This window comes from Acinetobacter sp. YH12049 (genome assembly GCF_013419875.1).
Taxonomy (GTDB): Bacteria; Pseudomonadota; Gammaproteobacteria; order Pseudomonadales; family Moraxellaceae; genus Acinetobacter; species Acinetobacter amyesii.
This window is the reverse complement of the sequence record NZ_VOZH01000018.1, coordinates 1-26,268: the sequence shown is the minus strand read 5'-3', so window position 1 is coordinate 26,268 and position 26,268 is coordinate 1. Positions and strand designations below refer to the sequence as shown.

The window sequence follows — 26,268 nt, the reverse complement described above, 5'->3', positions numbered from 1 at the left end:
TATATTCATATGTAAAGATATATGCAAATCCATATATACAGATAAACATGGAACAGACTGAATTTTTCAAATTACTTGCAGATGAGACTCGTCTGAACATCATCATGCTGTTGGCATGTAAAGGTGAACTCTGCGTCTGCGAACTCACCGAGTCCCTTGAATTAAGCCAACCCAAAATTTCGCGCCATCTAGCGCTACTACGGTCATCAGGTGTGCTGAGTGATCAACGCAAAGGTCAATGGGTCTATTACTCCATTCACCCTGCACTGCCTACTTGGTGTACACAAATACTTGATGTCATGCGTCACCAAGAACGATTTAAAAATCTCGATTTAAACTCTCCGAAAGGCACTACAACATTGTGTGAAACGCTATGAATTTTTTATTTCTATGTACTGGCAATAGCTGCCGCAGCATTTTATCCGAAGTACTTTTTAACCAGCGTGCCCCTGAAGGTTTCCATGCCTATAGCGCAGGTAGTAAACCTTCAGGACAAGTCCACCCGTTTACCTTGAAAACCCTACAAAACCTCAATCTACCGACTGAGGGTTTGTCGAGTAAAACCATCGCAGCATGTGAACAATATCAACCCGATGTGGTAATTACCGTCTGTGGTTCTGCCGCTCAAGAAGCTTGCCCAATTTACTTAGGCTCTGCCATCAAAGCCCACTGGGGCTTAGAAGATCCTTCCCATTTAGAGCTTGTAGATGAAATAAAACTTGCAGCATTTCTTGATACCGTGGCGCATATTAACCGCCGTTTAGATGCTTTATTTGCACTCGATTTTACGCAATTAAGTCGTGAAGAACTCAACCTAGAAATCCAAAAAATTTCAGAGATCCAATAATGGCTGCTGCAAAACTGTCATTTCTAGACCGCAATCTAACGCTATGGATTTTTATCGCAATGGGGCTAGGCATTGCGATTGGCGTCTATATTCCAAGTGCTTCAAGAGCTTTAAATCAACTCAATATCGGTGATGTCAATATTGCGATTGCCATTGGTTTAATCCTGATGATGTATCCGCCTTTGGCCAAAGTGGATTACAAAGCGCTGCCTGAAGTGTTTAAAGATAAACGTACCTTATACCTATCACTGGTTCAAAATTGGTTAATCGCACCTTGCCTGATGTTTATTTTGGCGATCGTGTTTTTACAACACTACCCTGAATACATGACCGGTTTGATTCTGATTGGTTTAGCACGTTGCATTGCAATGGTTCTGGTTTGGAATGATTTAGCTTGCGGGGATAACCAATACGTTGCGGCTTTAGTGGCATTTAACAGTATTTTCCAAATTGCATTTTTTAGTACCTACGCATGGTTCTTTTTGAGTTTTTTACCGCCATATTTTGGTATCGAAGCACAAGTGATCCAAGTCAGCTTTTGGACCATCACACATGCAGTATTGGTGTATCTAGGTATTCCCTTCCTGCTCGGTTTCCTGACGCGTGCCATATTGGTAAAACAAAAAGGTCTGGATTGGTATAAAAATCAATTTATACCCAAAATCAGCCCCATCAGTTTAATCGCATTACTCTTTACCATTGTGGTGATGTTTAGCCTCAAAGGTGCAGATGTCGTGAGCCTTCCGATGGATGTACTGCGTATTGGCATTCCCCTCACGATCTACTTTGTGGTGATGTTTTTCATTAGCTTTTTGATGAGCAAATGGATGGGCAATAACTACGCCAAAACCACTGCGATATCCTTTACAGCAGCAGGTAATAATTTTGAACTTGCCCTCGCTGTTGCCATCGCCACCTTTGGCATTGCATCTCCGATTGCATTTACCACGATTATTGGCCCATTGGTTGAAGTGCCTGTGCTTATTGCATTAGTGAGTGTATCGCTATGGTTAAAACGCAAATGGTATAAAGAGAACTAAAATGAAGCTCCCCAATATTCAACTAGATTTACTTGAAACACCGCGTTTTGAGCAAGTTCAAGCTAAAGCACTTGAACATCCGCCACGCATCCTGCTGCTATATGGCTCCAACCGTGAACGCTCATTTAGCCGTTTAACAGTATTGGAGGCGGGTCGAATCCTTGAACATTTTGGTGCGGAAGTCAAAATCTTTCATCCTAAAGGTCTTCCACTACCGGAAGATGCTGAAACCTCACATCCCAAAGTTCAGGAATTACATGAATTGCTTGCATGGTCTGAAGGCATGGTATGGTGTTCGCCAGAACGACATGGCGCGATGAGTTCTATATTGAAAGCACAAATTGATTGGATTCCTTTAGCCGCTGGTGCCATTCGTGCTACTCAAGGTAAAACGCTGGCTTTAATGCAAGTCAGTGGCGGTTCGCAATCCTTCAATGCTGTTAACCAAATGCGAATCCTTGGGCGTTGGATGCGGATGATCACGATTCCAAATCAATCATCCGTTGCAAAAGCATTTTTAGAATTTGATGAAAATGACCGCATGAAACCTTCCTCCTATTACACTCGCATTGTCGATGTAATGGAGGAACTATATAAATTTACCCTACTCACACGTGGCCAATCTGCCTACCTCACAGATCGCTATTCTGAACGAGTTGAAAGTGCGGAAGAGCTCTCTAAACGGGTTAATCAAAAGAACCTTTAATGAAAAACTCCTGCATCTGTGCAGGAGTTTTAGTCTAAAAATTTCATCAACTTTAACTTAAGCCAATAATTTATAAAATAATGTCGTTGAATCTATTGTACCCGTATGGCTCAATGCAAATTGCGGAATGATCCAAGCTTTTATATAGTTAAATTTTTCATACAGCCTTTCAGCGAAATCGCCTGTACGCGTATCAAGTACGAGTAATTTCAAGTTCAAGTGTTTTGCTTGATCTTCTGCAAGTGTTAATAGTTGATAAGCTACTCCTTGCTGACGTACCTTTGGATGCACCATAAGTTTTTCAATCTCAGCACGATGCAGTGCATTGGCTTTGGTGGCACGAACCAATTGTACTGTGCCCACAACTTCACCGCTTTGCAGCGCCACCCACAAAAAGGTTTTATGCTTTTGAATATCCTTTGCCACAATAGACCAATATTCATCATACTGCGACTTAGATTCTTCAGCTAAAAAACCCAGTGATGCACCATCTTGCACACATTGTGCCAATAATTCGCATAGTTGAGCCTGCTCATCTTTTAGATCTTGAAGGTTTAAATATTGAATTTCGCTCATATTCTTCTCGTCTTATTACTATTTTTATCGTCATATTCAAATGACATGCCATAAAAAATCCCGCTCGGAAGCAGGATTTTGATCTTTCAATTTAGTAAATCGACATATGATTGCGATGGATCATTTCAAGTGATCGGGCTTCCCCTAAAACTTGATGAACTTTATCTGAGGCCAAACCTTTGACGATTTCGGCCGAACGTGAACTGAAGTTTACACGACCGACGGCAACACGATGACCTTGTGTATCGACACATTCCACCACATCACCACGTTCAAAATGCCCTTCAACTGCTTTCACACCGACAGGTAATAAACTGCGGTGATTATCACGAATGGCTTTGACTGCACCATCATCAATCACTAAACGACCAGCTGTTTGTAAATGTGCAGCTAACCATTGTTGATGGGCTGTGACACGGTCATTATCCGTAATGAATAAGGTACCGAGTAATTCACCGGCCATCACACGTGAAAGTACATTGTCGCTATCGCCGCTCGCAATGACTGTTGGACAACCTGACTTGGCTGCCAAACGTGCCGCACGAACTTTGGTCAACATACCACCACGACCGAATTTACCGCCGCCGCCCGCCATATCGAATAATGATTCATCCATTGCACGTACTGTATGGAACAGTTTTGCGTCTGGATTGGAACGTGGGTCAGAGTCGAACATACCTTCTTGGTCAGTTAGAATCACCAAGAGGTCTGCATGAACCTGTCCAGCCACCATCGCAGCTAAAGTATCGTTATCGCCAAAGCGGATTTCGTCAGTCGACACTGTGTCATTTTCATTGATCACAGGAATCACACGCCAATCGATCAAATGCTGCAAAGCATCACAAGAGTTCAAATAGCGACGACGGTCTGCCAAGTCATCATGCGTTAACAGAACTTGCGCTGTGCGTATCGAACGTTGTTCTAATACGCTAGACCAAGTATGAATTAAGCCCATCTGACCAATGGCAGCACAAGCCTGTAGACTGGGTAGATCTGTGGGTCGGTTGTCCAAATTCATACGTACCATCCCTTCAGCCACAGCACCGGAAGACACAAGAATGATCTCGTGTCCTGCATTGTGTAGTTCTGCAATTTGTCCCGCCCAATGCGAGATTGCATCCAGATCTAACCCTTTTCCGTTTGCTGTGAGTAGTGATGATCCGATTTTAACAACGATACGTTTACAACCCTTGAGCTGACGTTGCCCATCTACCACTTCTATCATCTTGTCCTCAGACTTGTTTGCTTTGACACTTATTCAGCAATTAACGTACGTAGTACGATTCTGCCTCATCATCACCGTCTTCAAATTCATCATCAAAGTCTTCACCTTGACCTGCCAGACGTTGTTGACGACGCATTTCACGATATGCTTCTTTCGCAGCGAGTGTTTGCTCACGTGTTTCAGCTTCAAGCTGATCACGGAACGCTTTAACTTCTGCAGCATATTCAGGATCTTCAGTTTCGCGTTCGCGCTGCTCTTCAATTTGATCCATCAGGTAATACACAACGTCTTTAGTACCTTCAAACGTTAAACCTGAAGTTTTGAATACAGGGCCTTTCCACTGCAACTCTTCGAGAATGTGATCACACCATTCATCACGCGTTTCAGCCGCCAATTGGTCTACTTTATTGAGTACCAATACAACAGGTAATTTTGAAAGTGTTGGGGAGAATTTTTTCAACTCTTCCAAAATTGCTTTTGCATTGTACGCAGGGTCAGAACCATCAATCGGTTGAACATCTACGATGTGCAATAAAATACGTGTACGCGCCAAGTGTTTCAGGAATCGAATACCTAGACCAGCACCTTCTGCAGCCCCTTCGATTAGACCCGGAATATCCGCCATTACAAATGAACGGTGACTATCGGCATCAACCACACCTAGGTTTGGCACCATTGTGGTAAATGGATAATCTGCAACTTTTGGTTTTGCTGCTGAAACTGCACGGATAAAGGTTGATTTACCCGCATTTGGCATACCCAACAAACCAACGTCTGCGAGTACTTTTAATTCAAGACGAATTTCACGATATTCGCCTTTTGAGCCGTGTGTACATTTACGTGGAGAACGGTTTGTTGAAGATTTGAAGTGAGTATTACCCAAACCACCTTCACCACCTGCTGCCACTAACACACGCTGACCGTCAGCCACTAAGTCGCCGATGATATCGCCAGATTCTGTATCTACAATTGTTGTGCCCACTGGAACGAGCAATACGGTATCTTCACCGCCACGGCCTGAGCAGTTCGCTCCACGACCATTTTTAGCACGTTCTGCACGGAATTTACGTGTATAACGATAATCTACTAGGGTACTTGTGTCGTTGTCGGCTTGAACGTATACGTTACCGCCACGACCACCATCACCACCATCTGGACCACCAAATGGTACGAATTTTTCACGGCGAAAACTGGCTACGCCATTGCCACCGTCGCCAGCCTCTACGGTAATGACTGCTTCATCAACAAAGCGCATGTTTGCCAATCCTCTAAAAACTTTAAAACCGCTTATTCTGCCATATTTTAAAGAATTTCTCGAACAATATTATTCAGCAATACTATAAATTTCATTCATCTTGGTACTGATGCAAATTTTTAGGAAAATCCGCACCTCACTCGAAAATCTTTAGCTCATCATCAAAGTACCTTTGATAAATGGCAAACGAATTTCACTACCCATTTCCAAACACTATTTACGTGCATTTTCCTTGGCTTCAATAATTTCAGGCAAGGTTCGTTCAACCCAACCAATTAGATGCATTAACTTTTCTGCAGCCTGCGAGCCCATTAAAGTCAGTTGATATTCAACTTTGGGTGGCACGACTGGATAGACTGTCCGTAAGATAAAACCATCTTGCTCGAGCATTTTCAGCGTTTGAGCCAGCATCTTTTCGCTCACCCCTTCGATCCGCTGCTTAAGTTCACTAAAACGGTGTACCCCTTCAGTCAAACAACGTAAAACTAATACTGACCATTTATTGGTGAGATGTTCCAATATTTCTCGAGATGGACAATCTGTGGATAAAACTTGACCTAATAATTTACTTGTAGCGTATGTGTTCATTAAATCTTTCCTCAAAGTCACTAACTTACTTTTTGGTATGTACTTACATTTAGTAAGTTAACAGATTAAGATTCAACCATCAAGATCATTTATTCAATAATCAGAGGGTTTAAATATGAAAATCGCAATTACAGGTGCAACAGGTCAACTAGGCCAATTGGTCCTTCAATTTTTATTGAAAGAAACCGCGGACGAAAACATCATCGCTTTAGTTCGCTCACCAGAAAAAGCAGCATCTCTACAAGCTCAAGGCATCGAACTTCGTCATTTTGACTATGATCAACCAGATACACTTGTTCCTGCACTACAAGGTGTCGATAAATTATTACTCATTTCTGCCAATGAAATTGGTCGGCGTACTCCACAACACAAAGCCGTAATTGATGCTGCAGTAGAAGCGAAAGTTCCATATCTTGCTTATACCAGCCTGTTACGTGCTGATACATCGCCATTGGGTTTATCTCAAGAACATCGTGAAACAGAAAGTCTGATTCAAGCTAGTGGTTTAACCTATACCTTCTTACGAAATAACTGGTATGTCGAAAACTATCTTGCCGCTGCAGGACATGTGGTTGAAACAGGCACCCTATTTGGTGCAGCAAAGGATGGGAAAATTAATGCAGCGACCCGTGCTGAGTATGCTGAAGCAGCTGCAAAAGTACTTACAAGCTCTGGTCATGAGAATAAAACCTATGAACTTGCAAGCTCAGACAGCTTCACCTTGGCACAGCTTGCTGAAACCTTACAGCAAGTTTCAGGTCAAAAGGTCCACTATCAAAATCTAACCGCTGAAGACTACACACAAGGCCTATTACAAGCTGGCTTACCCGCTGGTCTTGTAGATGTGATCGTCGATGCCGATATCAATAGCATTGACGGTGCAATGCAAAGTGATCGTAAAGACTTGGAACAGTTACTCGGTCACCCAACCACTTCTCTACGTAGTGCTGTTGAAGCTGCTTTAAAATAAGATCGAACAAAAAAAAAGCCCGGATTGATTCGGGCTTTTTTTTGAGTTGAATCACGCTTATGGATGTACATTTTTTATCGGCAAATCCATATTCATATCTAAATTTGCCTTGGTATTTCGCTCTGCGTTATACATCGTGGCATTAAAGGTTGCGATTTTTCGCATGGTCATCGGGTCATTGAGTTTGAGTTGTGGTGCAAACTGATGTACCACATGCAAATCGACTTTTTCATTAAACTCAAAATACACTGGACCATTAAAATTTATTCGAATAGGAATGTTATAGGTTCTTTTCAAATGAAAAGGCACATCTAACTTGACAGGAATATCCATTTTTAACGGAAATTTCGGCACGAGTTTATTTTTAATCACCAAATCTGTGGTCGCCTCAAGTGGCATCGTCTGGTTAATTTGAATATTGGTGGAATAATCAATATCCACAGAGATGGGAACCTCTACACTAAACTGCAAATCTGCCAGATATTTTCCCTTCAAGGGTAGTTGCAGCTTCCGATCTAAAGCAATCTGCGTATCCAACGTCCCAATAGACTGCGTTTGCAAATAATTGCCAACGGAAATTTTGGTGGGTAGTGAATGCGACAATTGAATATCAGCATTTTTTGCACGTACTTGCATCGACGCATAAATATTTAAATACAACCAAAATAGCAGCGCAACCAATAACGCAACTGCGATAAAACTCAAAATGATGCGCTTCGCCGATTGAAATATCCACATGACTTACTCCTGAGCTATCGCTTCAGTTTTGGCATGCTCTCTATTGAGTCGCATTGTTTTTAGTGGAATCACCAATTCACCCTTTTTAATTTGAACGGGCAACGTATTTTGCACATCCACTGTCGCTTTTAATGCCGTTTTAATTGGAACATTCAAATTACCTTCAATAGGAATGTTGGTTTTTAAATTTGCATTCAGTGGAATATGTAGGTTTTCTTTCAGCACGGTTTTGACTGGCGCATCAAATTTTAAATGTACTTTTTGCTCCAAAGGCACATTCATATTCACTGGAATATCCAATTGTATCGGGATATCACCTTTGAGTGGCAAAGTCACATCCTGCCCCATGACTTTAACTTTCACTTTGGTATTCACAGGAAGGTTTTGATTCACTTTCAAAGTTTCACGTACTGGAATCGTGGTCTTGATTGGGACTTGATTATCAAAATACACCCGTGGTGTCAGCGTTTGAGTTAAGGGAATATTTAAATTTTCATGTATCGGAATTTCAGCATTCACCCGCCCTGTCACGTCCACATCCAAGGCATCATGAATTTTGACTTCGGCTTGTAACGGCTCTTGCAGGTCAATATTGACGTTCTGATTTTCTAGCGGGATATAAATATTAAAGTGCTTAAACACCCAAATGGCGATAAGTACACCACAGAGCGCAGCAAACACAATAAATGCCAATCCACTGAGCATGTGCTTTGCTTGCAAACTAAATTCCTTTTGCTTTTTATTTTTTACAGTCTCATTTTGAACACATTATACAAACCAGTTTGCAATTTTTTGTATTTAATTCTTTAATAATTTCATCAACTTAAAACTTGAACATTTTAGTCAGCTTTTCATTATAAATGACTCACACTCATCTAACAGTGGCAGAAAAAACAAGAACTTTTGATGCTTTTGATCAATCCATTCGTCATCTATGCCTTAAGTTTTTAACCCATACTCTTTAGATAAAAAAAGAGCCTCAAATGAGGCCCTTTTTTTACAGCGTGAACTAATTAAGCATTAGTTTCAGCAGGAACTTTTGGATAGCTTACGCCGCCCATTTGCTCAGCAATACGCAATACTTGGCAGCTATAACCCACTTCATTATCGTACCAAACATAAGCAGTTAAACGGTTACCAGAAGCGATTGTCGCTTGAGCGTCAAACACACCAGCAGTACGTGAACCGATAAAGTCAGACGATACAACTTCAGTTGAGTTTGTATAACCGATTTGACCTTGAAGGTTAGAGTTGATTGAAATTTGGCGAATGTATTCATTCACTTCTTCACGGTCAACATCTTGACCCAAAGTAAGGTTCAAAATTGCAAGAGATACGTTTGGAGTAGGTACACGTACTGAGTTACCAGTCAATTTACCTTGAAGAGCAGGAAGTGCTTTAGCAACTGCTTTAGCAGCACCTGTTTCAGTGATTACCATGTTTAAAGTAGCAGCACGACCACGACGGTCAGCTTTATGGTAGTTGTCGATTAAGTTCTGGTCATTCGTGAACGAGTGAACTGTTTCAACGTGACCATTGATCACTGTGTACTTGTCGTTTAACACTTTAAGTGTTGGTGTGATCGCGTTTGTTGTACAGCTTGCAGCAGAGATGATTGTATCTTCATCAAGGATGTCAGCTTGGTTCACACCGTATACAACGTTCTTCATGTCACCTTTACCAGGTGCAGTTAGAATTACACGTGCAGCGCCAGCGCATTTAAGGTGCTGTGCAAGACCTTCAGAATCACGCCATTTACCTGTGTTATCGATTACAAGTGCATTGTTAATACCGTAAGCAGTGTAATCAACTTCAGATGGGTTAGACGCATAGATCACTTTGATGAAGTTACCGTTAGCAATGATTGCTTCGTTTTCTTCATCAACAGAAATTGTACCTGCGAATGGACCATGAATAGAGTCACGACGTAACAAAGACGCACGTTTTTCTAAGTCACCGTCAGATGATTTACGAACAACGATTGCTTTAAGGTTAAGACCACGGCCTAAACCAGATTGGCTGATCATCAAACGTGCAAGGATACGACCAATACGACCGAAACCGTAAAGTACAACATCACGGTTTTCAACGTTAGTTGCATTGCCTTCAAGTGATTTAACAGCGTCAGCAACGAATGCGTCAACATCACCGCCTTTTTCTTTGAACTCAACAGCAAGTTTGCCAAGATCAATTTCAGCAGTACCGATGTTTTCCAATTTTGCCAATGCTTCAAGAATTGGGAAAGTGTTCACAACTGAAAGTTCAACGTCAAGTACGCGAGTACGACGATGCGCTTTAAGAATTTGGATAACCGAACGGTTAATTAAAGAACGACCGTATACTGTAGCTACGATGTTTTTTTCACGATATAACTGACCCACTAGGGCAATCATACGTTCCGCGATTTCTTCACGGTTTTTCCAGCGACCTTGGTGCTCTGCATGTAGGGCAACGATAGTGTCTTTGCTCACAGATACGTCCTCTAATTAATTGTAAATCTAAGCATAAATTTCAAAACCCCACAATTGTAATGGAAAACTGAAAATTAATGAATCTAAAAGCAGATTTCGACAAGGTTATTTTGTTATATATTCACTATCAATTTTCAAAATAATCATGATTAGTATTATGATTTTATAGCCGAAAGTTGAAAAACCGGCTTTTTAGCAGATTTTTGTCACAAAATTTCAAATGTAGTTTTATCAACCAGATCTCAGCACATTTAGCTCTAAGATGCACGAATATTTATATTTTTCAAATTGCGGTGTTTTTTTATTTTGGTCAATTTATTGTATTTTTACTGATGTTAAGCTCGTAATAATAATTTCACATTTTTAAATGATTTTTAAGAATATTCGACGGAGTCTTACATCTGAGGTTTGAATAAAGGGTTTAGCCTTCAGCTGGAGGTACTCTTACGAAACGTTGTTTCTCATTTGGCAAAATGAGAAGCGTGCTTCATAAGGAAACCATCTTGCGGAGCAATGCTCCTCACCGCAAAACTCGTTCACTACCGTCAATTTATTCAAAGTATTGCAAAAACATTTTTTATTAGAAGTAACACTGTCTCAGACAATTGCGGATGACATTACCGCGTATCGTTCTTTTATTTGAATCAAATTACGCCTCTAATGTTACTGCCTAACATTAGTTTTAAAGTCAGATCAATATTTAAAATTCAGTTAATTTTTCAGATTCTCAGCAAACTTTTCTAGATTAAAATCAAAGAAATTTACACTCAGCTCTAATATTTTCGGTAGTGCATTTAAACCATTCTCTCCAGCACTAATCGCAAAATATCTCCGATCACTAAAAGACTGCACCTTTAAGGCATTTTCACATGGCTCAAAATCGAGATTGACGAGCTGTGACGCATGTTCCTTTAGCAACATTAAAACCTGCATATAAGTTTGTCGCTTTTTTTGCTGCTGCGCTTTTAAAGCATCGGCTTCAAGGCTTTCATAATCCCCTGTTTTCGTCATGCGTTTGGAAAATCCAACATGCGCGCCATGGGCACCCGTATTTTCTACAGTTGCTTCTGTAGCAAAGATCTTCTGTTGATCATCGACCGACTGCAAGAGCGCCTTCAGCGCCGTATGAATTTGCTGTGACTGATGATGATGAAACTCCCACTCATCTTCGTTTTGAACATTAAAAATGTGCGTACACCGTTTCAACAACAGTACTTGCCAAGCCTGTAGTTGAAGTCGCAGTCGTTTCAACTCCAAACTTGCCTCAAACTTAGGGCAACTACTCAAGACATTTAGACTCGTGATGAGCTTTTGAGATATTTGCATGCAATGAAAAAAGACAAAATCATGCTGTATCTGCTCACTTAGTTGAAATTGAACAGTCTGATGTAATGGCTTCAAAATCAATTCATTGAACTGCTGCTCAAAAGCAGGTAAAACCGTCGCCAATTGTTGAGTGGCATCCTCTACATGCAGCATCAAAAGTAGATGCTTATCTACCCGTATATGGAGTTGCTGCATTAAATTTTGTAGATCTAAATGTATAAAACCTGCAATGGATGCTAGCTTTGACACTTGAATTTTTAATTGTTCTATTTGCTGATTCTCTAAAGCAGTAGTTAAATCTATGGCCACCCCATCAAAAACGTCGTCTGCTAAAGCGTCATTGTGCTTTGTCGATAAAAACCGTGTAGCGGAATACTGCGTCGTCCAATCTAAATCAGGCGACAAAATATAAATAAACTCAGATGTTTGTACGATTTGTAAATATCTCGTTTTTTGTTCACGCTTTAAATAGTATTTAAAAATCGGATGTTGCCAAATCTCAGACGATTTCGGGATAGTGGCATCAAAAAATTGCCCCAACATATGTGACTTTAAGAAAATTTCGATCAAGAAAATTTTGACTTGCTGGGCAGTGAGTTCACGTGCATCACTCGGCGCAATCAAATCCATTTCACGGATGATTTGTGCAGCATTTAAAATGAAATGCCGATGTAATACGTTTTTTTCATGCTGTAATTCAAAATCTTCTTCGGCATCTATTTTATTGATATAGATTAAGTTTTCTTCTAATTTATGCGCAATTTGAATACTCATTGTCAATGTTCGAAGTTCTTCGAGCTGTATTGCCAAATACTGTGCATGCTCACGCATGACATCATATTTTAGTACTTTCATCAGCATGCCCAAATTCATCGGTACATCTCTTTGATACGACTGTGATGAAGACTCCCAACGAATACCTTTTTGCGATAACACCTGCTGTATCTGTGCTAAATTGGATTGATCAAGATCAGTGCATACTTCAGATACAATACTCCGCCAATGCTGATCCAACACAGGCTCTAGCTGTAAAAGTTTGGCGCTTTGATGAAATGGGACAACCACTGACTGCTTCCTGTATCTTGGTTCTTTAATCGATCTTTTATCGATTTCAGTTTATTTTTATCTAAAATAAATATTTTTGTACACCATCATTCAATGCTGTTCTTCCTAAACAATAAATTGAATCATGGCGTGTTTTAATTTTCTAAGTTTAAGATTTTACTAAAAAACAGCAAGCATTAATTGTAAACTGATCAATTTATCGTACCACTATTTTCAGTTTAAGAATCGATTCGATCATTTAACGCTTTTACATTTTTTGCTAGCGCACGTTCATTTTGCTTTTGTTTAAACAGATGCAAAACACCTTCTATCACCAATAACAATACCGCACCCCAAATTGGAATATAGGTCAGCCATTCTTCGGCTTCTACTCGCTCCCCCAATGCGATGGATGCAAAAGCTAACAACACGGGTTCTAAATAACTCAACAAACCAAAAATCACAAATGGCAAATAACGACTCGCCAACATATAGCTACCTAAGCCAAGCGCACTCAAAAACCCGAGTCCTAAAACCGCCAAAATCAGATACGGGAATAACGACATCAGCGCTAAACTATCGCTATGAATAAATCCTAAATAACAGGCTACAGGCAAAATTAAGCAAAGATCCCACCAAAAACCACCCAAATGATCGGTTTTAAAGGTACGACGTAAAAAGAAATAAATCGGATAAGCCACAGCGACATAGACAGTTTCCCACGCGATACTGCCAATACGCCAAATTTCGTGGCCGACCCCTAAAATTGCCAGTGCCACGGCAGCCATCTGCCATTTAGACAGCTTTTCTTTATACAGTACACATCCAACCAGAACCATCACTAAGGGCAATAGAAAATACCCTAAAGATACTTCTAGCCCTCGGCCATTAATTGGTCCCCACAAAAACAACCAAAGCTGTGTAGTACATAAAAATGAACTAATGATTAACCAAATGAGAAAGATCGGCTGCTTAACCACTCGCCAAAAAATTTCACTAACTTTGTTTAAATCTTTCATCCACCACATAAATAAGGTTAAAAATGGCAAGGTCGCCAACATGCGCCATGCAAAAGTTTGCTCGCTATCTAGAGGTTTTAAAAAGATGGTAAAGAAATACAAAATACCAAAAGTGACCGATGCCAATACAGACAATGCTACGCCTTTATACATCTTTCACTCCAGTCAAAATGACTACATAATCTTGATATTTTGCTTGATCAATCAAGCTTCTCACCTGGACATTCTAGCAAATAAAAAACCATGCACAGGCATGGTTTTTTAGCATTTGTTCAATTATTTAGGTTTTAGGTTTCACTGTCTGCTTGGTATGAATAATATCTGATAAATCATAACCAACAGATTGCGCATAATTTAGATATTCCTGAATCACTTCCTGATCTGGATGAGCCGAACGAGAAAGAACCCACATATATTTACGACGTGGCTCACCCACCAAAACTGTTTGATAGTCTTCATCGGCTTTGAGTACCCAATAATCACCACGCCCCACAGGCAACCAACGAATGGCTTCTGGTAAGAAACTAACTTTTAATTTCGTGTTAAACGGTGCATTTTGTACAAATGCCTCGCCTATTGATTGCTTCTTGGTACCATCTTTAGATACACAGCGATTATTGACATTAATGTTGCCATTTTCATTTAGCGTGTAAACCGCAATCACATCACGGTCACAGCTTTTTTGAAAAACCATAGGCTTACGAGCTACTTCATACCACATACCTAAATAACGATCGAGCTCGACTTTTTCCACAGTCTGTAACGGTTTCGTCTGTGCATAGGCCATTGTGGCTGCACCCAAACCAATTAACACTGCTGCACCAAGTGCAATTTTTGCGAGTTTAAAACCAGCTTTGGGAAGATTCGTTGTTGTCATTTTTATGCCTCATTTCGATGCAAAACATTCGATGAACATTAAGTAATTCTTTCTCTCGTGTTTTTACTCTAGCGGAAAAAATTGCTCTAAAAATCATTTTCTTGTCTGAATTATGTATGTCATTCAAACAATATTCCGCATCTTGTCTAACAAAATTATGAAATCATCTGTGCTTTTAAACGCAAGATTTCATCGCGTAATCGAGCGGCTTGTTCAAACTGTAAATCTTTCGATGCCTTCAGCATTTCTTTTTCCAGCTTGTTCATATGTTTTGCCAGAAGTTTTGGATCCGACATCAAATGACGTTCATCTGCAGTTAATGCCTTGGCCTGATCTGAAATTTTTGCATCGATTTCATCATCTGTCAGCACTTCACCTGTATCAATATCATTGACGTTTTGACGCACTGCACTGCGTGGCGTAATGCCATGCTCAAGGTTAAATGCAATCTGTAAATTACGACGACGATCCGTTTCATCAATGGCTTTTTGCATGGAGTCGGTCATACGATCTGCATATAAAATCGCTTTACCATTTAAGTTACGCGCTGCACGACCAATGGTTTGAATCAAAGAACGCTCAGAACGTAAAAACCCCTCTTTGTCAGCATCTAAGATGGCGACTAAAGACACCTCTGGCATATCTAAGCCTTCACGCAGCAAGTTAATCCCAACAATTGCATCGTATACACCTGAACGCAATTCATGAATAATTTTAGTTCGTTCAACAGTGTCAATATCAGAATGTAAATAAGCGACCTTAATACCATATTCTTTCAAATATGAAGTTAAATCTTCTGCCATACGTTTGGTTAATGTCGTAACCAATACACGCTCATTTAAGTTTTTACGATTATTAATTTCTGACAATACATCATCCACTTGCGTTAACACTGGACGAATTTCAATTTCAGGGTCGACCAAACCTGTGGGTCGAACCACTTGCTCAACGACTTGTTCAGACTTTTCCATTTCATAATGTGCAGGCGTTGCACTGACATAAATGGTCGAAGGAACAATCCGCTCCCACTCTTCAAATTTCATTGGTCGGTTATCGAGCGCACTGGGTAAACGGAAACCATAATTCACTAAATTTTCTTTACGCGAACGGTCACCTTTATACATAGCCCCAATTTGCGGAACAGTCACATGTGATTCATCGATAATCAATAAGGCATCATCAGGTACATAGTCAAACAAAGTCGGCGGTGCTTCACCTGAAGGACGACCTGACAAATGCCGTGAGTAGTTTTCAATACCGTTGGTATAGCCAAGCTGCTGCATCATCTCTAAGTCATAACGTGTTCGCTGTTCGATACGCTGTGCTTCGAGTAATTTATCATTGGCGCGGAAAAAACCGAGTCGTTCAGTTAATTCTTCTCGAATAGTCCCAATTGCACGCTGCAAGTTATCTTTAGGCGTCACATAATGGCTCTTTGGATAAATCGTAATACGTGGCACTTTACGGACCAACTTGCCCGTCAAGGGATCAAACCATCGAACTGAATCAACTTCATCATCAAATAATTCTATTCGAATGGCATTTTGATCCGATTCTGCAGGGAAAATATCAATAATTTCACCACGGATACGGTATGTGCCACGTAGGAATTCGAGTTCATTTCGGGTGTATTGCATTTCCACCAAACGACGAATGATGTCATCACGGCTGATACGGTCACCTTCCACGATATGCAAAAGCATACTCATATAGGCATTCGGGTCACCTAGACCATAAATAGCTGAAACTGACGCTACGATAATTGCATCACGTCGCTCTAATAATGCCCGTGTTGCCGAAAGACGCATTTGGTCAATGTGATCATTAATCGATGAATCTTTTTCAATAAAAGTATCTGAAGATGGAACATAGGCTTCGGGTTGATAATAGTCATAATAACTGACGAAGTATTCCACGGCATTATGCGGAAAGAAGGCTTTAAACTCGCCATAAAGCTGCGCAGCCAAAGTTTTATTATGCGCCATAATAATCGTTGGACGTTGCGTGCGAGCGATCACATTTGCCATGGTATAGGTTTTACCCGAACCAGTTACCCCTAAAAGCAACTGGTCATGCATTCCTTTCTCAATCCCCTTGACCAATTTCTCAATCGCTTGAGGCTGATCACCTGCGGGCTGATATTGTGTTACCAGTTCAAAAGGCTGTTCCTGCATCACACTCTTCTTCAACAGTTTTTATAGGGCTTTATTATGAGGGCAAAGTTGCACAAAACAACGCTAAATTTATGTAAAAAGCCAAAGTCTCTTACAGACAGAATTAATCTTTATTTAGTATAAGTTTCTAGATTTTTTCATCATCTTCAAAATTATAAAGCACCTAATTGAGCCAATTTTTTTCGAAGAAACTCTTTGAGCTAAAAAACTCATAGATAAAGCGTTCATTTACCCCAGATTGATACTTGACCTAGGTAAATTTCACCTGCAACATGGACAAAAGGACGCCACAGATCAAACTTTATGACTTATCAATATCATGACGAAAGTATTGTTAAAAACTTAGCTGAAGATACCATTTTTGTTTTTGGCAGCAATATGGCAGGTCAACATGCTGGCGGTGCAGCGCGTACCGCACTAGAGCATTTTGGCGCAATGAATGGTATTGGTCGTGGATGGGCAGGTCAAAGTTTTGCGATTCCAACCATGAATGAGCATTTACAACAAATGCCGTTGTCACAAATTCAACACTATGTCGATGATTTTAAAATCTATACCAAGAATCACCCCAAGACCAAATATTTCATTACGTCGATTGGCTGTGGTGTCGCTGGCTATAAAGTTGAAGAAATTGCTCCCATGTTTAAGGGGATTTCCAGAAATGTTATTTTTCCAATTTCATTCCGTCCTTTCGTTGAAAAAGCTTTACCTAAACTTACTTCGAAACTTCTACATACAATTTTTCAAGACTCGGTAATTTTTGCACCTTCGGCAGATGAATTGGTTGATGTTCTGGCCTTAACAGATAATGAAAAAAGTCTTGCGAAAATTGTGCTGAATACCCAAATGTACCCGACAGATAGCAATGGTCGTGACCGTATTTTTGAAATTGAAGATATTTTGCATGCATTGAATGGGAAAATATTTGAGTTTCAAAGCAACTCAGAAGGCCCAATGATGTTTGGCGGCGTCATTTTAGCCCTACTTGAACTGTACAATATTAATGAAAAAGATTTCATGGATGTTTGGAAAGCTGAACGTGAAATCGCTGCACCAAGACCTGAAAATAAAGCTCGTAAAGCCAGCCGCTAAAGACTTTTTTCACCATATCTCCCCCCTAAAAAAGCCAAAGTCTACATTGGCTTTTTTTCTACGGTTGTTTAATGGTTTTTAGTGACTTAAGTCACATTAAAAATAAAACTTATTTTACATATCACATTATTTTAATATCATTTTTTTCGTCTTATACTACTTGCTGACATTATCATAAAGAATGACGAGCACATAAAATAGACATGCTAGATTCTCCTTTTTTTGAGCTATCCCCCATTGCCATGTGGCTTGAAGATTACAGTGAAGTCAAAAAACAATTTGATCTCTGGCGTCAACAAGGTGTGCAGGATCTCGCCACTTTTCTTCAACAAGATGAATCTCGTATTTTGCAATGTGCGAGAAAAATAAAAATCTTACAGGTCAACACAAAAACACTAGAACTGTATCAAGCACGTGACTTTGAACATTTATGTCAAAACCTGGATTTAGTTTTTCAGGCGGAGATGTGTCAAACACACATTAGAGAATTGGTTGCATTGTGGAATGGTGAAACGCATTTTTCCCATTCTGCTGTGAACTATACGCTCAGTGGACAACGCCTAGACATTCAACTCAAAGGCATTGTGCTACCGAGTCATGAGCAGGATTTATCTGCCGTCTTAATTACGACTGAAGATATCACCTCTTATACTGAAGCTTGCCGTTTACAAGAACAAAGTCGTCATTTGGCAGAAGCGCGTTTTCATTATTCTCCGACCTCACTTTGGGTCGAAGATTTTAGCCGGATTAAAATCAAATTAGATCAGCTACGCGCTTTAGAAATCGAAGACTTTGTCACTTTTTTGGATGTTCATCCCGATTTTGTACAAGAGTGCATTAAAGAAATACTGATCGTTGACGTCAATCAAGCCACGCTTGATTTATTTGGCGCTCCGAACAAAGAAATATTGCTCAAAAATGTACATAAAGTGTTTGCCAAAGAAATGCTGCAAACCTTTAAAGAACAGTTGATTGAACTTTGGAATGGCAATCTACATCATCAACGTGAAGCCGTAAATTATGCACTTGATGGCAGTATTCGCCATGTCTTGCTGCAATTTACCGTATTTCCTGATTATCTCGACGACTGGAGCACCGTGCAGGTTGCTCTGACTGATATTACCGCACGTAAAAAGGCTGAAAATTATCTTGAATATTTAGGTAAACATGACGTCCTGACCAAACTCTATAACCGTTCATTTTATATCGCAGAACTCAATCGTCTCGAACGCAATCAATTACGTCCTGTTTCTTGTATTTTTATTGATTTAAATGGACTAAAAGAACTCAATGACAGTATTGGGCACGATGCTGGTGACAGTATCCTCAGACGTCTGGGCAACATTTTAAACCAACTTATTCAGCATACGCCCTATTCTGCTTCGCGCATTGGCGGTGATGAATTTGTCATTCTATTACCTGGTGCAGATGATGCAGCGCTGCAAAACTGCTTACAAAGTTTGAATGAGTTATTATTGGTCGATAACCAATTTTATTCTCATCAACCGATGAGTATCTCGATTGGCTGTGCCACCAATGAGCTGAATGAGCGGATGGACGATATGCTTAAACGTGCAGATCTGGATATGTATCGTCAGAAGAAAAAGTATTATCTCAATAAAGACCGAAGAATTCAGTCTGAAATACGCAATTAACATCAATAATTTGCAATAAAAAGCCATGGTTTGAACCATGGCTTTTTTATTTAAATCTTTTAACGCTTACCCATCGAACGACGTGTACCGCGTGGTGGCATCCAAGTACGGTCAGCATAACGCTGAGGTTTTGGACGCATATCTTCAAAGATTTCATCCGAAGCATTATCTTCAGCTTTTTTAATCGGAAAAGGCAAATTGACTAAAGCCTTTTTCTTGGGAGGGTTTTGCGTACTCATACGAATAACTCAATTGAATCTGGCGCTATTGTACAAAAAAAATGGTTTTGGTGTAAAAGGCTTTGAGTGAATAGCCTCGATTGGCATATAAAGACTCAATGATCAGCTATGAATTTTTATACTATAGAGGACAACAGCACAAAAAAGTGCTTTGAATATGGTCGTTTTAAACTATTTTATTGACCCAAATCAACCAACACACTGTCACTTATGTCAATAAATATTGAATATATACAAATAGATAGAAACATTTCTAAATTTCAAAAATGTTCGATTTTTTTACACAAATACCTAATTAAAACCTTCAAATAATACAAATCATCAAGAATGTTACAGGACTATTACGTTTATTCTTGTTTTCTATAACATTTTTTACGCACTAATTTTGAATAATGAGCACTTAGAAAAATTATTATCAATTTACGGACATGGAGTCCTTTAAAATGAAAAAAAGTGTATTGTGCATTGCTGCTTCTATGGCTGCCCTACCAATCATCAGTCATGCAGACTCACCATATTTTAGTTTAAAAGATGGCGATGGCTTCAAACGTTTTTCTGTCTCTGTCGGTGCTCTACATGTTATGCCACAAGGTAAAGCACAACCATTCCGTGTAAATACTGCCATCAATGAAGGCTATGAGGCAGAAGTTGGCAATGTTAGCTCACAAACAGTAAAAGACAATATTCGAGAAGGGTACAAAGTTCCGCCCCTACTAGAAGTTGCACTAAATACTTTGGACACTGTTCCTGCTGCAATGAGTGGTAAAGCCACTATTTCAGGACTTGAACAATGGGACAATCCAGGGACCGGTCTTGAAGCAGATGATGTTACTACTCTTGGGATCATGACCAACTATTTCTTCACTGACAATGTATCATTAGAAATGAAAGCGGGTATTCCGCCAAAAGTTGATTTACAAGGCTCAGGGAAAATTTACGCGCCCTTTTCAGCCATTGCAAAACCACTAGGCGGCGCACTTGGAAATCTAGAACTTGAAAATGATATTTTCATTACCGACTTAGGCGCACATGGTGCAGCAGCTTCTGCACGTGCATGGACTCCGGCTGCTGAAATCCAATATCACTTTGGTAAAACTGGCGTCAATAAATTCCGTCCCTATGTGGGTCTAGGCGTGATGTATGCCTACTTCAATGAATTGGAAATGAATCCACAAATTGAGAAAGATTTGATTGCCGCAGGTCACATGATTGCCAACATTAAAGAAGGTAATGCAGGCGCCTCTTTGGAAGGAAAACCAAGTAAGGCAAATCCAAAAGTTGATTTAGAGGCAACTGATGTATTTGCTCCAGTTGCGACGGTGGGCTTCACCTATGACTTCAACGACAAATGGTTTGCTGTAGGTTCTGTCAGCTATGCACACCTACAAAATGAAACAACCATTACCGTTACAGATGCGACACACGGCGAACTGATTAAATCTAAAGCCGATATTGAAGTAAATCCAATTCTTGCATATGCAGGTATCGGTATGCGTTTCTAATTAATAACCTAAATAAAAAAAGACGGCTACAGCCGTCTTTTTTATTAGGCTATATATGGTCTTTTATTCTGAGATACCTTTTCTAACTCTTTTAGACACTTTTGAATTTCCGCTGTGTCAATTTCCTTTATTCATCCATAGTTACCTATAAAAAAAATTTATTGTTTGGTGAATTAAATTTAATCGCAACTCTGCGTTTATTCGAATACCATTGGATTAAATTTAAAGAATGTAGACTGCTGTATGTCTGATACTCGTTTCTCGAAGCCCCTGATTTACATGCTCATTGGCAGTGCAATTATTTTGGCATTGTCTTTAGGGGTGCGTCATGCATTTGGCCTCTATCTCGTGCCGATGAGTGATGAATTTGGTTGGGGACATAACGTATTTAGCCTTGCCATTGCCATGCAAAACTTAATTTGGGGTGCTGTGCAGCCGATTACTGGGGCTTTTGCAGATAAATATGGCAGTAAGATCGTGGTCGCCGTCGGTGGTGCATTATATGCTCTCGGACTATTACTCATGGCCGTCAGCTCCACCGGTTTACTGCTTAATTTAAGCGCAGGTTTAATCCTAGGTTTGGCTCTCTCGGCCACTTCATTTCCAGTATTACTCTCGGCCGTAGGACGTGCAGCGCATCCAGAAAAACGTAGTTTAGCCATGGGTATTGCCAGTGCTGCAGGTTCTTTTGGTCAGTTCATTATGCTGCCCTCTACATTACTACTACTGCAAAAATTTGGTTGGTCTTCAGCTTTAGTGGTCAGCGCCATTTTAATTGCACTTATTATTCCTTTAGCTTGGATGCTAAAAGCACCAATGTATGTTGCACCAAATACTACCAATCCACATGAAGCCTATCTGACTTTTAAACAAATTTTGCAATTGGCTTGGGAGCATAAACCCTTTTGGTTTCTAGCACTTGGTTTCTTTGTCTGTGGCTTCCAAGTCGTGTTTATTGGCATCCATCTTCCGGGATATTTAATCGATCATGGCTTTAATGCTACTACAGGCACTATTTTCCTAGCGCTCGTTGGACTGTTTAATATTGTCGGCACTTACACAGCAGGTTGGCTTGGCGGCAAATATTCCAAACCAAAGCTGTTAATGGGACTGTATGGTTTACGTGGCATTGCCATTATTGCCTTTCTTTTGCTGCCTTTAAGCACATGGACAATCTATGCATTTGGCGTCATTATGGGTCTACTATGGCTTTCTACCGTACCGCTCACCAACGGTATTGTAGCCAATATGTTTGGCGTTAAATATCTCAGTATGCTAAGTGGTATCGTATTCTTTACTCATCAAGTCGGTTCATTTTTTGGTGGTTGGTTGGGTGGTGTGAACCACGATATAACCGGTAACTATAATGCCATTTGGATTTTTTCGATTGTCCTGAGTATTTTTGGAGTATTGGTACATTTCATGGTTAATGAGGAAAGTGTCATTCATGACTAATTCAACATTATGGTTCCGACTCAGTATTGGCATCAGTATTCTGGCCTTGTTGGCATTGTCCATCGGCTTATGGAGCCAAACGCCTGAATTATTCGAATACTTTAACCAAGCGTTTTGTGCACATTAAAGACGCATAGAAGCCTTAATTCCAATTCAAACTGCTGTTTTATCAACACTACAACAGCAGTTTTTGAGCTATTTTCTACACGATTCAATAAAAGCTGCATTTTCAGCATATTAGTATTAATAGTAAGGTTTTTCATAAACTTAGCTTATTTTTTAATTTTCCAACCTGTGCTTTCTTCCATAGATTAAGTCTCAATAAAGAACAATTTGAGAACTTATGAAATGACCGCATTGACTCAACTTTTACAAGCCATCCATGATGCTCCACGTTGGCATCAAGCAGAACAATTTCAAGATGGCAATGAAATTCGTATTGAAGTGCAACATGACCAAGCTTTGGGGGCTGTGGTTTATGGTTTAGATGCGCGTAAAGCACAGTCTGGGGAAACCATCTACCGTTTAAAACAAGCGTTGGCAGAACACTTGATTTTAATTTTTAAACATCAAAGTCTAGATGATTTACAGTATCTCGCGTTTGCAAGTTACTTCGGTTCAATCTTCCGTCCCGGTGCAGATATTCCTGTGCTAGCATCACAAGATGATACCGGTACACCACCAGACGTCGTACCTGTTTCAAATGCAGTCGGCAAAGGTGACTATACTGGACATGGTGAATTGGCTGCGCATGCAGACCATCAGTGGACTCCGCTGCCATCTTTTGGTTCATTACTCTATGCCATTGAACTGCCACAAGACGGTGGACAAACCTCATGGTATAACACCATTAAAGCCTATGAAGCTTTAGATGAAGCGACACAAAAACATTTAGACCAACTTCAACTCATTACATACAACCCATTTGTCCGTGCCAAAAATAATAAAGGCACAACGGGATATGGCGCTACACCGCTTTACCGTTTCAAAGACCAACCGATTGTTGGACATGCCTATCCACATCCGCTTGTACGTACCCATCCAGAAAGTGGCCGTAAAGGTCTGTGGTTAAATGAACGATCTGAAGTGGAATTGGTTCACTACGATGATCAGTCGGGCAGTGAGTTGATTGCATCTTTACGTGAACATTTATTGAAACCTGAGTTTCGATATGAACATCAATGGGAAGAAGGTGACATTGTATTTTGGGATAACCAAGCGACATTACACTCACGCCGCCCTTTCCCTTCAGACCAACGCCGCTTATTAAAGCGAATTAGCTTAGCAGGAGGACGACCATACTAATGTTGAACTTCATGCCAACAATAAAAAATAAATAACCCTGTAAAATCCGTGTTTGAGCAATAACCCAAAATAATTAGAATATGAAAACAATAAGAACACTGCTCAAATTACGGATGATCTATATCTAAGGCCTTAAAACCTGAAATCAAATGATCTAACATCGCACGTACACCCGGCAGCATACCTTGTCGTGTCGCGTATGCAACATGGATGACCCCTTGCGGCAATTGCCATTCAGGAAATAGCTCAATTAACTCACCACTTTTTAAAGCATCACGTACAAACACTTTGGGCAAAGAAGCGATTCCCACGCCAGAAAGAGCAGCAGAAATCATCGCACCAAAACTGTCAGTTCTTAAGCGTGGATGAAATTCAATTTGTTGGGTTTCACTTTTTTCACGATGTCGAAAATCCCAAAAATGTTTAGGCCGATCAAAACCAATACACGGAAAATTTTGAATCTCAGCCAATTGCTGTGGCATTTCACGCTCGAAGAAAAGTTGTGGCGATGCCACTAAAACATGATCACAAGCATCTAAATCTCGAACGATCAAATCACTATCCATTAAAGGCATATTACGAACACGAATGGCTAAATCTACGCCTTCCTCAATGACATCAACCCGATGATTGGTCGCCATCAGATGCACACTGATGTCTGGATATTGCTGCATAAAATCAGTGACCATTTTGGCAACAGGCATTTCCACCAAAGCCACAGGACAAGAGATTTTAATTTGGCCACAGAGTTGGTCATTCAACGTACTAAGCACAAAGTTTTCCGTTTCGCTGACTTCCTCTAAAATTTTTAAGCAATGCAAATAGAACTGTTGTCCTATTTCAGTTACTGTAAATTTACGCGTATTACGCTGAATCAGACGCACCCCAAACGGGTCTCTAATTCTGTGATACGGCGTGATAGTTTAGATTTTGTAATACCCAATGCTTCACTAGCTTTGGTATAACCTTGGTATTTCACCACTTGCACGAAATAGTAATAGTCATTTAAATTTTGCATGATTGTTTCATTTTTAGAATAATCTGTTGAGTTTTTCGCCCTGTCATTCCCTCACTATACCTCAATAATAGATCTCAGAAGCAATATATTGAGGGCTGAATTATGAATTCAATCAAACGTGTTTATCATAGTGATCGTAGCACTTGGGTGGGCGATGGCTTCCCAACAAACTCTATGCTCCCTATGCAAGAAATGGGCAATCAAACCAGTCCATTCCTCGTTATGGGCTATACCGGCCAATATCATTTCTCTCCAAGTCATCATCAACGTGGTGTTGGGTCACATCCACACCGTGGCTTTGAAACAGTGACCATTGTTTATGAAGGTGAATTGGAGCATTTTGACTCTAAAGGAAATCACGGCAGTATTGCCAAAGACGAAGTGCAATGGATGACCGCGGGTCGAGGCATTATGCATGAAGAACACCATTCTAAAGATTTTGCCAAAACTGGCGGAAATTTAGACATGGTACAACTTTGGGTCAATTTACCTAGTCATGCCAAAATGACTGAACCTCGCTACCAAGAACTGACTACAGCCAATATTGCTGAAGTTAAACTTGCACAAAATGCAGTCGTGGTACGCGTCATTGCTGGCCAATTTGAAGACACAATGGGTGCAGCTGAAACCTTTAGCCCAATGAATGTCTTGGATGTGCGCTTGAATGCAAATGTTGAACAGGAATTTTCATTCAACCCACAGTGGAATAACATGATTTTAGTATTAAGTGGCGCGATCGAAATCGAAGGTCAACGCTTTGATGCGAAACAGACTTTATATGTCAGTGACCAAGTATCGTGCTTGAAACTTAAATCTTTTGAAGCAACCAAACTGCTTATTTTAAGTGGCGAAGCTTTAAATGAACCTATTGCGGCACATGGACCATTCGTCATGAATACTGAAGATGAAATACGTCAGGCATTTTATGATTTTCAACATGGTCATTTTGCTTAAATATTTCCACGATAAAGTCCCAATAAAAAAACCGCCTTCTGGCGGTTTTTTTATATCTATTTTGGCTCTGTACACGACAAATTTCATAGGATCCTTGTCCTATCAGGCTTTTTCTTTCTTAAAATTGCTAGCACTTTCTTAAATTCTTCTTTTTTTCCAAAACCAATCAAACGTAGAATAGCCATTTGAACA

General features: G+C 40.1%; 26 protein-coding genes. 12 read left to right on the top strand and 14 right to left on the bottom strand.

Annotated elements, in window-relative coordinates:
- Positions 1–47: 47 nt before the first annotated feature.
- The 4 genes from FTU05_RS09595 to arsH are packed head-to-tail and all read left to right on the top strand — an operon-like array spanning position 48 to position 2,593.
- Complete coding sequence (locus FTU05_RS09595; RefSeq protein ID WP_180106374.1) at positions 48–377, top strand: metalloregulator ArsR/SmtB family transcription factor; 330 nt, start codon at positions 48–50, stop codon at positions 375–377.
- Positions 374–847 (top strand): arsenate reductase ArsC, encoded by a 474-nt coding sequence (locus FTU05_RS09590; protein ID WP_168379192.1) that lies wholly within the window; start codon positions 374–376, stop codon positions 845–847. The genes FTU05_RS09595 and FTU05_RS09590 overlap by 4 nt, the downstream gene beginning before the upstream one ends.
- On the top strand, positions 847–1,887 hold the full coding sequence (arsB, locus tag FTU05_RS09585; protein ID WP_180165135.1) for an ACR3 family arsenite efflux transporter: 1,041 nt from the start codon (positions 847–849) through the stop codon (positions 1,885–1,887). Before FTU05_RS09590 ends, arsB begins: the two co-directional genes overlap by 1 nt.
- A 1-nt stretch (position 1,888) precedes the next feature.
- Positions 1,889–2,593: an arsenical resistance protein ArsH gene (gene arsH / locus FTU05_RS09580; RefSeq protein WP_078191860.1), complete on the top strand. Its 705-nt coding sequence runs from the start codon at positions 1,889–1,891 to the stop codon at positions 2,591–2,593.
- Positions 2,594–2,650: 57 nt separating this feature from the next.
- On the opposite strand, the gene FTU05_RS09575 is transcribed toward arsH, so the two are convergent.
- The 4 genes from FTU05_RS09575 to FTU05_RS09560 form a co-directional block, all read right to left on the bottom strand.
- Positions 2,651–3,169: a GNAT family N-acetyltransferase gene (locus tag FTU05_RS09575; RefSeq protein WP_180165134.1), complete on the bottom strand. Its 519-nt coding sequence runs from the start codon at positions 3,167–3,169 to the stop codon at positions 2,651–2,653.
- 91 nt (positions 3,170–3,260) lie between these two features.
- On the bottom strand, positions 3,261–4,394 hold the full coding sequence (proB, locus tag FTU05_RS09570) for a glutamate 5-kinase (RefSeq protein ID WP_078190202.1): 1,134 nt from the start codon (positions 4,392–4,394) through the stop codon (positions 3,261–3,263).
- 40 nt (positions 4,395–4,434) lie between these two features.
- Positions 4,435–5,649: an Obg family GTPase CgtA gene (gene cgtA / locus FTU05_RS09565; RefSeq protein ID WP_078190204.1), complete on the bottom strand. Its 1,215-nt coding sequence runs from the start codon at positions 5,647–5,649 to the stop codon at positions 4,435–4,437.
- A 213-nt stretch (positions 5,650–5,862) separates the two neighbouring features.
- On the bottom strand, positions 5,863–6,237 hold the full coding sequence (locus FTU05_RS09560; RefSeq protein WP_078191873.1) for a helix-turn-helix domain-containing protein: 375 nt from the start codon (positions 6,235–6,237) through the stop codon (positions 5,863–5,865).
- A 115-nt stretch (positions 6,238–6,352) separates the two neighbouring features.
- On the opposite strand from FTU05_RS09560, the gene FTU05_RS09555 reads away from it, so the two are divergent.
- Complete coding sequence (locus tag FTU05_RS09555) at positions 6,353–7,207, top strand: SDR family oxidoreductase (RefSeq protein ID WP_180165132.1); 855 nt, start codon at positions 6,353–6,355, stop codon at positions 7,205–7,207.
- Positions 7,208–7,264: 57 nt separating this feature from the next.
- Here FTU05_RS09555 and FTU05_RS09550 read toward each other — a convergent pair whose 3' ends face one another.
- The 7 genes from FTU05_RS09550 to uvrB form a co-directional block, all read right to left on the bottom strand.
- A complete protein-coding gene (locus tag FTU05_RS09550) occupies positions 7,265–7,945 on the bottom strand; it encodes a hypothetical protein (protein WP_180040488.1) in 681 nt (226 codons plus the stop codon).
- A gap of 3 nt (positions 7,946–7,948) precedes the next feature.
- Positions 7,949–8,665, bottom strand: a complete 717-nt coding sequence (locus FTU05_RS09545) for an MFS transporter (RefSeq protein ID WP_180040489.1) — start codon at positions 8,663–8,665, stop codon at positions 7,949–7,951.
- A 293-nt stretch (positions 8,666–8,958) separates the two neighbouring features.
- Positions 8,959–10,416: a glyceraldehyde-3-phosphate dehydrogenase gene (locus tag FTU05_RS09540; RefSeq protein WP_180165130.1), complete on the bottom strand. Its 1,458-nt coding sequence runs from the start codon at positions 10,414–10,416 to the stop codon at positions 8,959–8,961.
- Between the two features lie 711 nt (positions 10,417–11,127).
- Entirely contained in the window at positions 11,128–12,807 is a 1,680-nt protein-coding gene (locus FTU05_RS09535; protein WP_180165128.1) for a hypothetical protein, read from the bottom strand.
- A 218-nt stretch (positions 12,808–13,025) separates the two neighbouring features.
- Positions 13,026–13,958 (bottom strand): EamA family transporter RarD, encoded by a 933-nt coding sequence (gene rarD, locus FTU05_RS09530; protein ID WP_180040491.1) that lies wholly within the window; start codon positions 13,956–13,958, stop codon positions 13,026–13,028.
- 127 nt (positions 13,959–14,085) lie between these two features.
- A complete protein-coding gene (locus tag FTU05_RS09525; protein WP_111885539.1) occupies positions 14,086–14,682 on the bottom strand; it encodes a lipocalin family protein in 597 nt (198 codons plus the stop codon).
- Positions 14,683–14,837: 155 nt separating this feature from the next.
- Positions 14,838–16,859 (bottom strand): excinuclease ABC subunit UvrB, encoded by a 2,022-nt coding sequence (gene uvrB / locus FTU05_RS09520; protein ID WP_180165127.1) that lies wholly within the window; start codon positions 16,857–16,859, stop codon positions 14,838–14,840.
- Between the two features lie 300 nt (positions 16,860–17,159).
- On the opposite strand from uvrB, the gene FTU05_RS09515 reads away from it, so the two are divergent.
- Both FTU05_RS09515 and FTU05_RS09510 read left to right on the top strand, forming a co-directional pair.
- Entirely contained in the window at positions 17,160–17,948 is a 789-nt protein-coding gene (locus FTU05_RS09515) for a hypothetical protein (protein WP_180165125.1), read from the top strand.
- Positions 17,949–18,145: 197 nt separating this feature from the next.
- Entirely contained in the window at positions 18,146–19,603 is a 1,458-nt protein-coding gene (locus FTU05_RS09510) for a sensor domain-containing diguanylate cyclase (RefSeq protein ID WP_180165165.1), read from the top strand.
- Positions 19,604–19,662: 59 nt separating this feature from the next.
- On the opposite strand, the gene FTU05_RS09505 is transcribed toward FTU05_RS09510, so the two are convergent.
- The gene (locus FTU05_RS09505; RefSeq protein ID WP_078190224.1) at positions 19,663–19,842 is read right to left on the bottom strand and encodes a hypothetical protein; all 180 of its coding nucleotides are present in this window, start codon (positions 19,840–19,842) and stop codon (positions 19,663–19,665) included.
- A gap of 443 nt (positions 19,843–20,285) precedes the next feature.
- On the opposite strand from FTU05_RS09505, the gene FTU05_RS09500 reads away from it, so the two are divergent.
- From FTU05_RS09500 to FTU05_RS09490, 4 genes are all read left to right on the top strand, one after another.
- Complete coding sequence (locus FTU05_RS09500; protein ID WP_180165123.1) at positions 20,286–21,344, top strand: OmpW family protein; 1,059 nt, start codon at positions 20,286–20,288, stop codon at positions 21,342–21,344.
- A 243-nt stretch (positions 21,345–21,587) separates the two neighbouring features.
- On the top strand, positions 21,588–22,799 hold the full coding sequence (locus tag FTU05_RS09495; protein WP_180165121.1) for an MFS transporter: 1,212 nt from the start codon (positions 21,588–21,590) through the stop codon (positions 22,797–22,799).
- The gene (locus FTU05_RS17920) at positions 22,792–22,926 is read left to right on the top strand and encodes a hypothetical protein (protein ID WP_257220694.1); all 135 of its coding nucleotides are present in this window, start codon (positions 22,792–22,794) and stop codon (positions 22,924–22,926) included. The genes FTU05_RS09495 and FTU05_RS17920 overlap by 8 nt, the downstream gene beginning before the upstream one ends.
- 221 nt (positions 22,927–23,147) lie before the next feature.
- Complete coding sequence (locus FTU05_RS09490) at positions 23,148–24,104, top strand: TauD/TfdA family dioxygenase (protein WP_180165119.1); 957 nt, start codon at positions 23,148–23,150, stop codon at positions 24,102–24,104.
- 107 nt (positions 24,105–24,211) lie between these two features.
- Here the strand turns inward: FTU05_RS09490 and FTU05_RS09485 are convergent, their stop codons facing one another.
- Positions 24,212–24,988, bottom strand: a complete 777-nt coding sequence (locus FTU05_RS09485) for a LysR substrate-binding domain-containing protein (protein ID WP_373685290.1) — start codon at positions 24,986–24,988, stop codon at positions 24,212–24,214.
- Entirely contained in the window at positions 24,979–25,122 is a 144-nt protein-coding gene (locus FTU05_RS17915) for a LysR family transcriptional regulator (protein ID WP_257230106.1), read from the bottom strand. Before FTU05_RS17915 ends, FTU05_RS09485 begins: the two co-directional genes overlap by 10 nt.
- Positions 25,123–25,224: 102 nt before the next feature.
- Here FTU05_RS17915 and FTU05_RS09480 point away from each other — a divergent pair, with 102 nt between their 5' ends.
- Positions 25,225–26,076 carry a pirin family protein gene (locus FTU05_RS09480; protein WP_180165117.1) on the top strand — a complete coding sequence of 284 codons (852 nt, stop codon included), beginning with the start codon at positions 25,225–25,227 and terminating at the stop codon, positions 26,074–26,076.
- Positions 26,077–26,268 lie beyond the last annotated feature (192 nt).

What these genes read in the sequence shown, in the direction of transcription:
- FTU05_RS09595 (WP_180106374.1), top strand. Translation starts at nt 48, where the DNA reads ATGGAACAGACTGAATTTTTCAAATTACTTGCAGATGAGACTCGTCTG.
- FTU05_RS09590 (WP_168379192.1), top strand. Translation starts at nt 374, where the DNA reads ATGAATTTTTTATTTCTATGTACTGGCAATAGCTGCCGCAGCATTTTA.
- arsB (WP_180165135.1), top strand. Translation starts at nt 847, where the DNA reads ATGGCTGCTGCAAAACTGTCATTTCTAGACCGCAATCTAACGCTATGG.
- arsH (WP_078191860.1), top strand. Translation starts at nt 1,889, where the DNA reads ATGAAGCTCCCCAATATTCAACTAGATTTACTTGAAACACCGCGTTTT.
- FTU05_RS09575 (WP_180165134.1), bottom strand. Translation starts at nt 3,169, where the DNA reads ATGAGCGAAATTCAATATTTAAACCTTCAAGATCTAAAAGATGAGCAG.
- proB (WP_078190202.1), bottom strand. Translation starts at nt 4,394, where the DNA reads ATGATAGAAGTGGTAGATGGGCAACGTCAGCTCAAGGGTTGTAAACGT.
- cgtA (WP_078190204.1), bottom strand. Translation starts at nt 5,649, where the DNA reads ATGCGCTTTGTTGATGAAGCAGTCATTACCGTAGAGGCTGGCGACGGT.
- FTU05_RS09560 (WP_078191873.1), bottom strand. Translation starts at nt 6,237, where the DNA reads ATGAACACATACGCTACAAGTAAATTATTAGGTCAAGTTTTATCCACA.
- FTU05_RS09555 (WP_180165132.1), top strand. Translation starts at nt 6,353, where the DNA reads ATGAAAATCGCAATTACAGGTGCAACAGGTCAACTAGGCCAATTGGTC.
- FTU05_RS09550 (WP_180040488.1), bottom strand. Translation starts at nt 7,945, where the DNA reads ATGTGGATATTTCAATCGGCGAAGCGCATCATTTTGAGTTTTATCGCA.
- rarD (WP_180040491.1), bottom strand. Translation starts at nt 13,958, where the DNA reads ATGTATAAAGGCGTAGCATTGTCTGTATTGGCATCGGTCACTTTTGGT.
- FTU05_RS09525 (WP_111885539.1), bottom strand. Translation starts at nt 14,682, where the DNA reads ATGACAACAACGAATCTTCCCAAAGCTGGTTTTAAACTCGCAAAAATT.
- FTU05_RS09515 (WP_180165125.1), top strand. Translation starts at nt 17,160, where the DNA reads ATGACTTATCAATATCATGACGAAAGTATTGTTAAAAACTTAGCTGAA.
- FTU05_RS09505 (WP_078190224.1), bottom strand. Translation starts at nt 19,842, where the DNA reads ATGAGTACGCAAAACCCTCCCAAGAAAAAGGCTTTAGTCAATTTGCCT.
- FTU05_RS09500 (WP_180165123.1), top strand. Translation starts at nt 20,286, where the DNA reads ATGAAAAAAAGTGTATTGTGCATTGCTGCTTCTATGGCTGCCCTACCA.
- FTU05_RS09495 (WP_180165121.1), top strand. Translation starts at nt 21,588, where the DNA reads ATGTCTGATACTCGTTTCTCGAAGCCCCTGATTTACATGCTCATTGGC.
- FTU05_RS17920 (WP_257220694.1), top strand. Translation starts at nt 22,792, where the DNA reads ATGACTAATTCAACATTATGGTTCCGACTCAGTATTGGCATCAGTATT.
- FTU05_RS09490 (WP_180165119.1), top strand. Translation starts at nt 23,148, where the DNA reads ATGACCGCATTGACTCAACTTTTACAAGCCATCCATGATGCTCCACGT.
- FTU05_RS17915 (WP_257230106.1), bottom strand. Translation starts at nt 25,122, where the DNA reads ATGCAAAATTTAAATGACTATTACTATTTCGTGCAAGTGGTGAAATAC.
- FTU05_RS09480 (WP_180165117.1), top strand. Translation starts at nt 25,225, where the DNA reads ATGAATTCAATCAAACGTGTTTATCATAGTGATCGTAGCACTTGGGTG.